At 38.9% G+C, this 14,294-nt stretch carries 12 protein-coding genes; 11 read left to right on the top strand and 1 reads right to left on the bottom strand.

Translation table 11 applies throughout. The features are described from left to right. Positions 1-68: 68 nt before the first annotated feature. The 11 genes from FNK51_RS20785 to FNK51_RS20735 all read left to right on the top strand — a co-directional run bounded on the left by FNK51_RS20785 (position 69) and on the right by FNK51_RS20735 (position 13,484). Entirely contained in the window at positions 69-1,418 is a 1,350-nt protein-coding gene (locus FNK51_RS20785; protein ID WP_098372450.1) for a glucarate dehydratase family protein, read from the top strand. Between the two features lie 210 nt (positions 1,419-1,628). Next, positions 1,629-2,948 carry an MFS transporter gene (locus FNK51_RS20780; protein WP_181762308.1) on the top strand — a complete coding sequence of 440 codons (1,320 nt, stop codon included), beginning with the start codon at positions 1,629-1,631 and terminating at the stop codon, positions 2,946-2,948. Positions 2,949-3,095: 147 nt separating this feature from the next. Continuing rightward, positions 3,096-4,631 carry a galactarate dehydratase gene (gene garD, locus FNK51_RS20775; protein WP_218925120.1) on the top strand — a complete coding sequence of 512 codons (1,536 nt, stop codon included), beginning with the start codon at positions 3,096-3,098 and terminating at the stop codon, positions 4,629-4,631. 180 nt (positions 4,632-4,811) lie between these two features. Next, a complete protein-coding gene (locus FNK51_RS20770) occupies positions 4,812-5,264 on the top strand; it encodes a GNAT family N-acetyltransferase (protein ID WP_098372449.1) in 453 nt (150 codons plus the stop codon). Between the two features lie 113 nt (positions 5,265-5,377). Continuing rightward, positions 5,378-5,701: a hypothetical protein gene (locus tag FNK51_RS20765; protein ID WP_141994531.1), complete on the top strand. Its 324-nt coding sequence runs from the start codon at positions 5,378-5,380 to the stop codon at positions 5,699-5,701. Between the two features lie 65 nt (positions 5,702-5,766). Then, positions 5,767-6,237, top strand: a complete 471-nt coding sequence (locus FNK51_RS20760; RefSeq protein ID WP_098372447.1) for a VOC family protein — start codon at positions 5,767-5,769, stop codon at positions 6,235-6,237. Between the two features lie 43 nt (positions 6,238-6,280). Then, the gene (locus FNK51_RS20755) at positions 6,281-6,730 is read left to right on the top strand and encodes an ASCH domain-containing protein (protein ID WP_141994530.1); all 450 of its coding nucleotides are present in this window, start codon (positions 6,281-6,283) and stop codon (positions 6,728-6,730) included. Positions 6,731-6,833: 103 nt separating this feature from the next. After that, positions 6,834-7,532 carry a polysaccharide deacetylase family protein gene (locus FNK51_RS20750; RefSeq protein ID WP_141994529.1) on the top strand — a complete coding sequence of 233 codons (699 nt, stop codon included), beginning with the start codon at positions 6,834-6,836 and terminating at the stop codon, positions 7,530-7,532. A gap of 220 nt (positions 7,533-7,752) precedes the next feature. Then, entirely contained in the window at positions 7,753-8,958 is a 1,206-nt protein-coding gene (gene tnpB / locus FNK51_RS20745; RefSeq protein ID WP_141994528.1) for an IS200/IS605 family element RNA-guided endonuclease TnpB, read from the top strand. A 577-nt stretch (positions 8,959-9,535) separates the two neighbouring features. After that, a complete protein-coding gene (locus FNK51_RS20740) occupies positions 9,536-12,571 on the top strand; it encodes an efflux RND transporter permease subunit (RefSeq protein ID WP_141994527.1) in 3,036 nt (1,011 codons plus the stop codon). A gap of 262 nt (positions 12,572-12,833) precedes the next feature. Further along, entirely contained in the window at positions 12,834-13,484 is a 651-nt protein-coding gene (locus tag FNK51_RS20735; protein ID WP_141994526.1) for a DsbA family oxidoreductase, read from the top strand. A 167-nt stretch (positions 13,485-13,651) separates the two neighbouring features. Here FNK51_RS20735 and FNK51_RS20730 read toward each other — a convergent pair whose 3' ends face one another. Next, positions 13,652-14,290: a hypothetical protein gene (locus FNK51_RS20730; protein ID WP_141994525.1), complete on the bottom strand. Its 639-nt coding sequence runs from the start codon at positions 14,288-14,290 to the stop codon at positions 13,652-13,654. Between the last annotated feature and the right edge of the window lie 4 nt (positions 14,291-14,294).

Here is a 14,294-nt window from a genome sequence, read left to right as displayed (position 1 = left end):
ATAGATAACGTTTCGAATTAATGATTAGAGTACTTATGAGGTTAATAAATCTGGAAGGAAGTTAAATAATGAAATCGCACGGATCGCCAATTATTACAGATATGAAGGTTATTCCAGTAGCAGGCTATGATAGTGCGCTGCTCACACTAAGTGGCTGTCATGCTCCTTATTTTACTCGTAATATTGTTATTTTAGAAGATGAAACGGGGAATACAGGTATCGGTGAGATTCATGGCGGCGATGATATTACTAGAATGATAGAAAGTTATCGTCCATTTGTAGTAGGACAAGAGATTGCCGATTATAGAGGTTGTATTACTGCCATACGTAAAGGTGGTTTGAGTATAAAAGGTGACTCTGGTGAAGGGTTGCAAGGATTAAATTTAGCCAATTTGAAATTTGTTGTGCAAGCGGAAGCTGCTGTTGAATGCGCCATGATGGACTTACTTGGTAAATTTGTTAATAAACCAATTGCAGCATTACTTGGCGATGGAGGCATTCAACGGACAGAAGTTCCTTTCTTAGGCTATTTATTCTATATCGCGGATATGGAAAAACTCGATCTTAATTATTTACGTGAAACACAATTTAAGGATGATTGGGATCGCGTTAGACGAATTGAAACATTAACAGCTGAAGGAATTGTCGCTCAAGCAAAAGCAGCTAAAGATCGTTATGGATTTAAGAGTTTCAAATTAAAAGGTGGAGTGCTTCGTGGAGAAGAAGAAATGGAAGCGATTCAAGCTTTACATGAAGCATTCCCTGATTCAAGAATTAATCTTGATCCAAATGGTGCATGGTCATTGGAAGAAGCCATTAAGCTTTGCAAAGGTAAAGGAGATATACTTGCCTATATTGAAGATCCGTGTGGTCCTGAAGCGGGATTCTCTAGCCGTGAAATAATGGCTGAATTTAAAATTGCCACCGGTCTGCCTGTTGCCACAAATATGATTGCGACAAATTGGCGTCAATTCCATCATGCAGCAGCACTTAGAGCAGTCGATATTGTGTTAGCTGACCCTCATTTCTGGACATTGAATGGCAGTATCCGTATGGCACATGTATTAAACGATTGGGGCTTAACATGGGGGTCGCATTCCAATAACCACTTTGATATTACATTGGCGGCATTTACACAAGTAGCAGCAGCTGCGCCAGGAAATATTTCACCAATCGATACACACTATATTTGGCAAGATGGCCAAGAATTATGTGATGATCCATTACAAATTATAGATGGAATGATTAAACTGCCTGATAAACCAGGTTTAGGTGTAGAAATAAATATGGATAAAGTGATGAAAGCAAATGAATTATATCGCAGTCTGCCATATCATGATCGTGATGATTCAACTTCTATGCAGTATCTAATTAAAGAGTGGAAATATAACTCTAAGAAACCATGTATGGTGAGATAAACCTTTCAATTTAAATGAATGGTAATTACCATGAGTAAAAGAATGAATATCTCAATCTATTAAAGATGAAAATATTAACATTCTACTCATGGTAGTTGCTAAAAATATATGGATTGTAAGCCCTTACTTGATTGCAATTCATTGAGAAAAAATAAAAGGTATTAAACTGAAACCATTTTTCTGAAAATCAAGAAAAAAAGGAGGAAGCTTATGAACAGTAGCGGTGCTCAACGCATCAACAATGAGACTGAACATCCTAAAAAAACCAATGTGCGTTTTACCATACTTGCAATGTTATTTATCGTGACCGTCATTAATTATATTGACCGTTCTGCTTTGGGTATAGCTGCTCCAGTAATGAAAGAAGACCTTGCTTTCGATGCAGTGAAATTAGGTGTTGCTTTTTCAGCCTTTAACTGGGCATATACTGCATTTAACATTCCAGGAGGTTGGTTACTAGATAGATATGGAGCACGTAAAGTTTATGGTGTTGCTTTATTATTATGGTCCACATTTACCTTTTTTCAAGGATTTATCAGCACCTTACTTGGATTATTCATTTTAAGATTCTTGGTTGGTATTACTGAAGCCCCATCTTTTCCAGGGAATAGCAGATTGACGACGATGTGGTTTCCACAACATGAACGCGGACGGGCGGTATCGATTTATAACTCTGCACAATATTTTGGATTAGCACTTTTCACGCCAGTCATGGCATGGATATTACAAGAGTTTGGCTGGCACGATGTTTTCTTTGTTGCAGGAGGATTAGGTATCTTTGTAGCCATTTTATGGTTTGCATTTGTACGTGAACCATACAACCATCCACGTGTAAATCAAGCAGAAATCGATTATATTAATTCAGGTGGCGGGTTAGCAAATAAAGAAGAAAAAAGAAAAGTGAACTGGTCTGATATCCGTCTTTTGTTGTCAAACAGACAAATGGTCGGAATTTATATTGGTCAGTATGCGTTGAATACAATTGTTTGGTTTTTCTTAACGTGGTTCCCTACATATCTCGTAACGGAGAAGGGTTTATCTCTAATTCAAACAGGTTTTGCAGCATCGGTACCTTATATAGGAGCATTTTTTGGAGGTATCGTTGGCGGGGTCATTTCCGACAGATTATTGAAAAAAGGAAAATCGCTCGCTGTTGCACGTAAAACACCGATCATCACTGGGTTTCTTTTATCCAGCACAATCGTATTAGCTAACTTCACTTCAAATATTTTTCTTCTTATCCTAATCATGTCCATTGCCTTTTTCGCGAAAGGTTTGGCAGGTCTTACATGGTCTCTTGTCGGTGATATGGCACCAAAAGAACTTATTGGTTTAACTGGCGGTATTTTTAATACCATTGGGAATATCGCAGGTATTGTAACACCACTTGTCATTGGCTTTATTTTAGCCAAAACAAATTCCTTTAGCGGTGCCCTGATCTTTGTTGCCAGTGTATTGTTCATAGGAGCTCTATCCTACATTTTCATAGTAAATAAACCTGAAAGGATCGTATTGATAGATAAAAATTAACAGAAGAAAAGAAAACGAACTTTTGAAAAAAAATACGTACGTTTGAATGAAGTTCCCTAAAAGCATGAGGAATATAATTTAAGCCATTTTAAAATATATCTATATCAGACAATATGCTAGCTTTATTATATTGAAAGGGTTGGTAAAGTGGATACGAAAACGCAGCTGACAGAGGTACCGCTTTATATTAAGGTAAATGGGATGGACAATGTCGCCATCGTTGTTAATACGGGGGGCTTGGATCAAGGAACGGTTTTCCCATGTGGGCTTGAATTGAAAGAAAGAGTACCACAAGGTCACAAAGTAGCTTTAATGGATATAGTCGAGAATGAAGCCATCATACGCTATGGGGAAGTTATCGGTTATGCAGCTAAATCAATCGGTAAGGGCAGTTGGATTGACGAGTCACTGGTGATGCTGCCGGCATCTCCAGATTTAAAGGAATTACCGGTGGCAAATGATATACCCAAAACTTTGCCCCCACTTGAAGGATATACATTTCAAGGATTCCGCAATGAAGATGGCAGTGTTGGAACCAAGAATATATTAGGGATTACAACAAGCGTTCAATGTGTAGTAGGCGTGCTGGATTTCGTCGTGAACCGGATAAAAAAAGAGCTTCTTCCGAAGTATCCCAATGTTGATGATGTTGTCGCCATAAATCACAACTATGGGTGCGGAGTCGCAATCAATGCACCTGAAGCGGTTATTCCCATTCGCACGATACAGAACCTTGCGAAACACCCGAATTTCGGCGGGGAAGCCTTGGTAGTTGGACTGGGGTGTGAAAAACTGTCTCCAATGAGGATAAATCCAAGCGGGGACGATTCAGATATCATTTCACTTCAGGATCAGCAGGGATTTGCGGGAATGGTCCAATCTATTATGGAAATGGCCGAGGAACGTTTAATCAAGTTGAACCGCAGGCAGCGGGAGACGTTTCCGGTTTCCGAATTGGTCATCGGCACGCAGTGTGGAGGAAGTGATGCATTTTCCGGTGTGACAGCTAACCCTGCAGTAGGATATGCTACAGATCTGTTAGTTAGGGCAGGGGCAACCGTTTTATTTTCTGAAGTCACAGAAGTGCGGGATGCGATTCATCTATTGACGCCCCGTGCAGTGAATGAAGAAGTAGGGAGAGCGTTAATAAAGGAAATGGATTGGTATGATAACTATCTTGCTTTAGGTGATGCCGATCGAAGTGCCAATCCGTCGCCAGGAAACAAAAAAGGCGGATTGGCCAATGTAGTGGAAAAATCATTAGGCTCCATTGCCAAATCCGGAGGCAGCCCCATTTCAGGCGTACTGGCTCCAGGTGAAAAAGCAACGGAAAAAGGGCTGATTTTTGCAGCTACACCAGCTAGTGACTTTGTTTGCGGAACGCTGCAGCTAGCTTCCGGCATGCACCTTCAAGTTTTTACAACTGGAAGGGGCACACCTTATAATCTGGCAATGGCTTCCGTCATCAAAGTATCTACACGAAATACATTGACCGAGCAATGGAAAGATCTGATTGATATAAATGCAGGAACTATCGCTACAGGTGAGGCAACCATAGAGGATGTCGGGTGGGAAATATTCCACCTCATTTTGGAAGTGGCCAGCGGTAAAAAGAAAACCTGGGCAGAGCATTGGGGCCTGTATAATGATTTGGCACTGTTCAATCCTGCGCCAATTACCTAATAATGATTTACTAAGAAGGACTTCCTTTTAAAAGGGGGCCTTTTTTTGTTGGTCCAATTTTTAAAGCTGTCATTATTTTTCCTCCAGAAAAGAGGACCGCCTAACTTTTAGTTGAAGTTATTATGAAAGATTGGTTTCCATCATGACGAAAAAAGGGCGATACTGAACTGGAGGGATATTATGGTCACATTCAGGAATGCGACAGTAAAAGACTTAAGTGAAATAGTACGGATGCTAGCGGATGATGTATTGGGGAGGGAAAGGGAACGCTATGAAAATCCCCTTCCTGAAAGCTATCTAAAAGCATTTGCATCCATTGATGCAGATGAGAATAATGAATTGATCGTAGCATGTCTTGGTAAGGAAATCGTTGGGGTGCAGCAAATCACGTTCACTCCATATATTACCCATCAAGGCGGTTGGAGAGCAACGATCGAAGGGGTTCGGACGGCATCTTCAGAACGAGGGAAAGGCATTGGAAGCAAGTTGATTCAATATGCGATTGACCGTGCCAGGAAGCGGGGCTGCCATATCATTCAGCTGACGACCGATAAAAAACGGGAAGAAACGCTGCGATTTTATGAACGTTTAGGATTTAAAACCACTCATGAAGGCATGAAAATGAAGCTTTAATTCACCGTCTTTTGACCCCTTTTTCTGTGCACAACAATTTGTCTGGTATTATATGTTAAAATTATTTGTGAGATATTAATAGATGTGCAGGATCTGATGAAAGGGTGTGCTCGATGGAAAACGAAGCATGTATTCAGAAGAGGTACGGTGTAATTAGTTTTACTTCATTCATCATTGGAATCATTTGCTTTTTTACTGTTTTTATTACACCTATTAGAATGGAAAATATCGGGAGCATGACGGGTCATTATATAACTTTTTTCCTTACGATTGCCGGCATCGTCCTCTCTGTTATAGGAATTTTGAAGAAAACGGAGAAAAAAGTGATCCCGATCATTTCTTTGGTTTTTTCCTCGTCATTCTTTATATTTTGGGTTATCTTCATCACTTTGTTGTTAACTGGGGAAATAGAATTACCCAGTAGATCAATAAGATAAAGGGATTGAACCAGAATGGTTATGAAGCTTCTGGGGAGATAGATTTGACAAAAGGTGGTTTTTCAATGATAAGAGGTTTATATGAAGCACATTTACCGGTTCGTGATTTGAAACGTTCCATTGAATTCTATGAGGGGCTTGGTTTGCAGTTAGATCATAAGGTTGAAGACAACCTGGCTTTTCTATGGATTGAAAAGGACAAAAGTTGGTTGGGGCTTTGGGAAACGGAAAAAGTGGAGGTTGAGTATCATCCCTCCCTACGGCATATCGCTTTTCAAGTATCATTGGAAGATCTAAAGAGCTCAGTCGCATGGCTTGAGGATAGAGGCTATGCGCCAAGAGAGGCTTTTGGATTTAAACCAATTGAACCTTTCGTGATGCCTCACGGGGAATATGCCCACGCTAAAATTCACTTTAATGATCCAGACGGAAACAGTTTAGAGTTTATTAGTAAACTGGAGAATCCAAAAAAAATCACGAATCGTATGTATTTAAGTGAATGGGAACATGAATATAGAAGTGAAAAATACGAATGACAAATGGGAGAAAATTTTAAGAATAAGAATGGAGAATCATAGAATGAATGTCAAAGCGGAATTATATTGGAATGAATTTTGGCAGGGGAAAGATGAAGAAAAACCCCAGGCAGTGAGTGCATGGCAATTCGGGGCTGATCCCGATCATTTGGCTCAATTAGTGATGGACGGGAAAAAAACGGCTACGTGCTCTGGGTATGTTTTTTATGAAGAAGAAAATGAACCATTACCATCCGTGGGTGATTACAGCATTATTTTGAGCAGTGAGGATGAGCCCTTAGCCATCATACAAACAGTGAAAGTCGAAGTATTGCCCATGAATGAAGTGAGTGAAGAGTTTGCGATTGCAGAAGGGGAAGGAGATCGAACCTATACATACTGGTGGGATGCTCATGAAAAATGGCTGAAAGAAGAATTGCACAAAATCGGCCACACCTTTAAAGAAGATATGCTGCTGGTTTGTGAGCGTATTGAATTGATACATGTAAAGTGAATGCAGATGGTTTTTACGGAAGTGAGCAATAAGTGTTTTCGTTCAGTGATTTGCTATAATGGGTCATTGGATTAAAAAACTTATAGAAAGATAGGTATTTGCCATGAAAAAGAAACTGATATTCATTGGATTGGGAATCCTGGTTGTTTTCCTGCTATTGTTTGGTACGTATAAATTAATGAATTCGAGAACATATCAGGTATTCGGAGGATTAACGGATAATGTCGAGACGAATGAAAAAGTGGTCGCTTTGACTTTTGATGATGGCCCATCGAAAAATGTGAATCAGATCCTACCGTTATTGGCTAAATACGATGTGAAAGCTACATTCTTCCTGATTGGTAACGAAATCGAAAAGTACCCAGAGGAAGCGGAGAAAATAGCGGAAGCAGGACATCAGATTGGGAATCATACGTATTCCCACAAGCGAATGGTTTTTAAATCGCCTTCTTTTATCAAGGCGGAAATCGAGAAAACGGATAAATTAATTCAGAACTCCGGATATAAGGGTGAAATTGACGTCCGGCCACCAAACGGGAAAAAAATCATAGGTTTGCCTTATTATTTAAATGAAAATGATAGAGAGACCATTACCTGGAATCTGGAACCAGACAGCTATTACACTTCCGCTTCAGACAAAGTGAAGTATGTGAAGGAAAATATAAAACCAGGTTCGATCATCCTGATGCATCCGATGTATGATGATACGGGTAAAGAACTTCAAGCGATTGAAGGGATCTTACAAGAGTTAACGAACGAAGGGTATACATTTGTAACGGTCAATGAACTTCAAGAAATGTAGTTTCATTCTTACCATCCGAACCATTTTCGAAAAAAATCGGGTTGCTGCGGCAGCCCTTTTTTATCATTTCCCCCCAGAAGACTCCCTCTTCAAGCGGGTGAAGGGCGAGAGCCCAACGGTAAGGGGGAGATGAATGGCGGTTGGCATAAGCCAAAGTAACCTTGTTGACAAACGTATGTTCCCTAGGTAATAATAACTATAGAGGGGGGGGGTGAAACCAATGGTCGTAAACAAAGCTTATAAATTTCGAATCTATCCAACGAAAGAACAACTCGTTCTCATCAATAAAACGATTGGCTGCTCTCGTTTTGTCTATAACTTCTTTTTAGGCAAACAAAAGGAGAAAGATGCCTACTGGAATATCTGTGAAGAAATGAAGCAAAATGGCCAATTACCCTCTAATGAATGGAAAGGTTCGTTTCTGAATAAATACGCAACAATCAAAGAACTTCCAGCTTTAAAGAAAGAATATTCTTTCCTGAAAGAAGTAGACAGTATTGCCTTACAGAAATCGGTCGAAAATTTGGCAGATTCCTATAGTCGATATTATAAAAAGCAAAACAAATCTCCACGCTTCAAATCAAAAAAGAATCCGGTCCAGTCCTACACGACTAAACATACGAATGGAAATATCGGAATAATAGGAAACCAAATCAAATTGCCCAAACTCGGTCTAGTACGTTTTGCTAAAAGCCGCGAAGTTGAAGGGCGAATCATCAATGCCACAATCAGGCGGAACCCTTCGGGTAAATATTTCATTTCCGTTTTAGCCGAAACCGATGTACAAGTACATCCTAAAACGAATCGTTCGTGCGGTGTAGATGTTGGTTTGAAGAACTTTGCGATTCTTTCAGATGGTACGGTCTATCAAAACCCAAAATTCTTCCGGACGGTCGAAAAGAAATTGGCCAAAGCACAACGGATTCTTTCAAGGCGACAAGAAATAGCCTTGAATCGAAATAACCCATTGGCTGAAGCCAAAAACTATCAAAAACAAAAACGAAAAGTGGCCATCCTACACGAAAAAATTTCAAATGCCCGAATGGATTACTTACATAAAGTCTCTACCGAAATCATCAAAAACCACGATGTTATTGGAATGGAAGACTTGCAAGTGTCCAATATGATGAAAGATCATAAACTAGCTAAAGCGATTAGTGAAGTATCTTGGTTCCAATTCAAAAAAATGTTGGAATACAAAGCAAAATGGTATGGTAAACAAATCGTGACCGTATCTAAAACGTTTGCTTCTAGCCAATTGTGTTCTAGCTGCGGGTACCAAAATAAAGACGTTAAACATCTGAATCTTCGTGAATGGGATTGTCCTTCTTGTTCTACTCACCACGATCGAGATATTAACGCAGGACACAATCTAATGAACGAAGCCATAAGGCTTCTAACCGTAGGAACTACGGGGATAGCCTAATTAAAAATTTGGCCGATAGGCTAATGTTCTTAGGAATCCCCCGCTTCAATCAGACCGTAAGGTCGATAAGTAGTGGGTAGTTCAATTGAGATACAGAATAGTACAAAACATGGGTTGCATATTGTTTCTTAACGGAATGTTGTTGTTAGGGCATGCATTCGCATGAATTTTTTCTTAGTGTAAATAAAGCTATTAAAATGGGGCTGGTTACTTGTACCGGAATAAAAATACCACTCTGATCATGATTTTGTGTTTCCTGTTATTCCTGTTTCTTGTCGTGCTCATTTTTCGCCACATCACGGTATATTTCGTGTATAGCTCGGGCATCGGCCCGTTATTACTTATCGGGGTAATGGTCTTGGCTATCGTTATGCTTTTTTTCAAAGGATATAAATAATCGAGTTTGTTTCTTTGAGGCTGCTGCGCAGCCTTTTTTTATGTGGAAAAAGTTCTTTGAAGCCAGTACATAAAAAAATATAAAAATCAATAAAAAATTAACAATCCATTATTAGTAATATATGGTAAGATTTGAAATGGGATTATTTTCTTATAATTTATAATCAGGGGTGATATGTACGTGGAGTTTTTTACTAAGTGGGCGTTTAAGAACAAGGCTGCCGTTTCATTGGTAACCATATTTATTTTGTTGATAGGAGTTGTCAGTTATTTTAAACTGCCGATGGAATTTTTACCATCTGCTGATAATCCACAAGTTACGATTATCACAATGGGGCAGGGCACTGATTCGAAAACGATGGAAACACAAGTTACAGATCCGATTGAAAGAGCAGTTACGGGAGTTAAAGGAAAGAGTTCAATATACTCCACCACTGGAGATGGATTTTCAAAAGTAGATCTATTCTTTGAAGCCGGATCGGATATGAAGCAAGCGAAACTTGATGTTCAAGAGGCTTTAGGCAATGTAGCATTGCCACAAAGCATGGCAAAGCCTACTGTTACACAGTTAAATACATCAATGATTCCCATTTCATTTGTAGCTGTTACTTTTAAGGATGGATTAACAGCTGAAAATATAGACTTTACCAAGAAAGAATTAGAGACTCTGTATAAGGATATTAAAGGGGTTTCGGATGTACAGACATTTGGAGTTTCGCAATCCGTTCTTTCAGTCAAAGTGGATAATGAAGAATTGGCTAAAAAGAAAGTATCCATTCAAGATGTCATGAGCGTCCTTAACGGTCAGAATGCAGCTCTGGCCGTAGGCGAAAAAGTGATTGATGGGAAGGCAAGTAACATCAAGGTTATCGGGGATTTAACAAGTATTGAAAAATTAAAAGCGTTAAAGGTCACTCCAAATGTCACACTTGGAGAAATAGCAAAAGTTGAAGAAGCGAAGGATGGTAACCTCATCAGTCGTTTTAACGGAAAGGAAAGTATTGATTTAAGCATTATCAAGGACAGTCAATCAAATGCTGTCACAATCAGTAAAGAGGTTGAAAAAGTAGCAAAAGAAATTAATGAAAAGTATAGTGACCAGAAATCGACCATTTATTTATCTACAGCTGATATGGTGGAGACTTCCGTTCAGACGATGGTAAAAGAAGTTCTGCTCGGTGCGCTATTCGCTACTATTGTAATCATGGTCTTTTTACGGAATGTACGATCTACATTCATTACAATCGTATCCATACCGTTATCTCTTGGCTTTACGTTATTTTTGCTGTCATTGTCGGGAGTGACGCTGAATATTTTGACGCTGGGCGGTGTCGCTGTTGCGATCGGGCGCTTGGTGGACGATAGTATTGTTGTTATTGAAAATATTTTCCGGAAAATGCAGCAGGAGAAGATTTCAATTGAATTGGTCATGGATGCAACTAAAGAAGTGGGAGTGGCGATAACAGCTTCAACCCTTACGACTGTAGCCGTTTTCTTGCCGGTTGCTTTATTGAATGGAGGGCTTCAAGAGTTTCTTCTTCCTTTCGCTTTGACTGTCACGTATTCTTTGCTGGCTTCTTTAATCGTGGCATTAACGGTCGTTCCGTTAATGAGTGCAGGATTGCTGAAAAGGACGGAGCTGCCAAAACATCGTCCGGCCAAGCGTTTTACCAAGCTCGTTACTTGGTCACTAAACCATAAATGGGTTGTCTTGATTGTTGCTATGCTGTTGTTTGTCGGTTCCATTGGTACATATTTTGCCATGCCAAAAGGGGCGATTGATAATTCTTCAGCAGACTATGTCTCTGTGACATTAACTTATCCAAATGATCAGCCCTATGAGAAAGTAAGGGGAAAAGCGATTGAACTCGAAGAAACGATGCAGGATATGAGTGAAGTGGATAATATTTTCATGCAATTAGGGAACTCTGCCGAGACAGCACAATATGGCGCAGTCACATCACCCACTGAAGCTACTTTCGGCATTCTGGTGAAGGATAAAGCAAATGTAGATTCAATCCTGAAAAAGATGGAAAAGGAACAAGAAAACTATCCTGATGCGAAGCTTACGGCCACCGCTTCCTCATTTATGATGGGGGCATCAAAGACGAACATTACGATAGATGTGATTGGCAGTAATGTTGAAGATTTGGAACTGACGGCCAATAAGGTCAAAGAAGGAATTCAGGATATTAAAGGAATTGAAGATGTTACAACGAACCAAGACGAAAAGAAAACGATTTATTCATTCAAGGTAGATCCAGCTAAAGGCAATACAGAACAAATAGGTCAACAATTAGGTATCATGCTTAATAAAACGCCTATCGGCAATATAACTTTACAGGATAAGCAGACACCTGTCGTCCTTGAACCAATCTTAGATCCTAAAAAACCAGAGGATTTAAAAAGTATTCCGATTATGACAGATGGCGGTCTAGCACCAGTGTCAAAGGTTGCTTCTTTAAAGAGCGAAGAGAGTGCAACAACACAGTTCCATAAAGATGGAGAAACGTATCTTCAACTAACGGCAACAGTCGATCCGACTAAGCTTTCCGATATTGCAAGTAAAATAAATCTTGAGATATTTGGAGATAAGGAGAACAAAGGTCTTGATATTCCGAATGATGTAGAAATTTTAGTCGGGGGAGCCAGTGCTCAGCAGACAGATGATTTTTCCGATTTGTTCCTTACGATGTTAATATCGATCGGCATTGTCTTTTTAATCATGGTTATAACATTTAAATCGATCAAAGCACCGATCGCCATTCTATTTTCCTTGCCATTCGCTGCTATTGGAGCGGTATTAGGATTGGTTATCAGTCGAATTCCAGTCGATATTACAGCACTGCTGGGTGCTCTCATGTTAATTGGAATTGTTGTGACAAACGCGATTGTGCTTCTGGATCGAGTCAAACAAAACGAAGAAAAAATGATCATCCGTGATGCGATCGTCGAAGCGACAGCTACAAGATTCCGTCCGATCATAATGACGGCTGTAGCAACGATTTGTGCCATGCTGCCACTTTTATATAAAAAAGCGGAAACAGGAAGCTTGGTTTCACAAAGTTTAGCGATCGTTGTCATTGGCGGGCTAGCTGTTTCTACACTGCTCACACTTATCGTCATTCCATGTATATATGAATTACTGTACTATAAAAAATCGAAAAAACAGAGAAAGAAAAAGAGAGAACCCGTTAACGAACAAATCGAGATGTAATGGTGCTTAATAAAAGGTTTGTAGAGAAAGCAACGCTTTCTTTACAAACTTTTTTTTCTGTAAAATAGTACATGCTATTAATAGTTTTTTAAAATAATGGTTGACTTTCCTTTGACCTGTAACTAAAATGGTTACAGCAGGAGATGATATAATCGGCTGTGCAGTTACTAATTGCAATGTTCTTATATTAATATTTTTTGGTCTGTGTTGTAACTGGTTTGATTACAAGTTTAACCAATGATGAAAAGTGAGGGAATATATGATGACAGTGAAAATTAAAGCGTATTCTGATTTTATATGTCCATTTTGTTTTTTAGGTAAAGGTCCTTTGGACGAAATCGTGGAGGAAAAGGATGTAGAAGTGGAATGGATGCCATTTGAATTGCGTCCGAGTCCATATTCCAAAATTGATCCATGGAATGAACCCGATAAGTTGAATTCATGGGATTCTTACATTCTCCCAGTTGCGAAAAAACTAGGAGTGGATATGCGTTTACCCCGTGTCTCCCCGCATCCATATACACATTTGGCGTTCGAAGGGTGCCATTTTGCAAAGGAGCACGGAAAAGGGAACGAGTTCCACAACAGAGTATTTACAGCGTTTTTTCAAGAGGAACAAAATATTGAAGATATTGAAGTATTGACAAAATTAGCGGGTGAAGTTGAACTTCCTGTAGATGCTTTTAGAGAAGCATTAGTGTCACGAAAGTATCGGGAAGTGCACCAAGAGGCACTAAAACATGCTTATGAAGAAGCAGATATCAGGGCTGTCCCGACGTTTATTATTGGTGATGAAGTTATTCAAGGACTAGCCAGCAAAGAAAGGTTAGCGCAAGTCATTGAGAAGGAAGAAGCAAAAAATAAACGGAATGAATTTGATGGCTTGCAATGTGATGGTAAGGGGAATTGCTAAAAGCCATTTGAACTGTCAGGGAAATGCTGATTTACAACGGTAAGGTCATTTTAGGATACTCCTTAAAATAGGGATTTATTTTAGAGTACTTATATATTACAGAAAATCCCCCTTTATAAAACAATAAATTCTTTCCATCATTTACTGTTTAATATAAAGGGGGTATTTTAATGTAATTCTAGTTGAATTGTAGTAACAATATTAGAATCATCAATCCATAAATAAACATTCTTACATTTATGCGTGAAATATCTAATGGCAAAAGAATCTTTTAAATAATCTTCTAAAATCCAATTGTATAAAGACAGAGAGATTATAGGCCCCTTTGATGTGTGTTTTAAACAATCTAGCACCTTATCGAACTCCATATTTTCGTATTTCTCTATACATTCAGATATTATCTTGTATGATTTTTGAGGTTTCCATTCATATTGTGTCTTGCTAATTGTCCCATATAGATCTTTTATTATTGGATTTAAATGATTTGACCTGATCAAGGAGAGAGATTCTTGATTCGGCTTACTTAACATTATCTCTGATGGTAATTCGTTTTCTAATACAATCTTCGTGTTGTCAAAATGCATAATAATTTCTTCGATTACTTGATTATCAATTCTATTATCGACAAATAATGAAGTAACACTATTTTCATCTTGGCAACCCAACAGTAAAAAGAATTGAGTTAATATTGAATATTTTTTTGGGACATTTGAATTGGGGATAAATTCCCTGATCTTGAAATCTGAAAAACTGTCTGTATTGTCCTCGAACTGATTAGTAGCTTCATTAGGTTTCAACCATTCCATTAGT

It is taken from the genome of Bacillus sp. B4EP4a, from assembly GCF_006680105.1.
In the GTDB taxonomy this organism is placed as follows: Bacteria; Bacillota; Bacilli; order Bacillales; family DSM-1321; genus Peribacillus; species Peribacillus simplex_E.
Note: the sequence above shows the minus strand (reverse complement) of the source record. Positions and strands in the feature narration are given on the sequence as shown.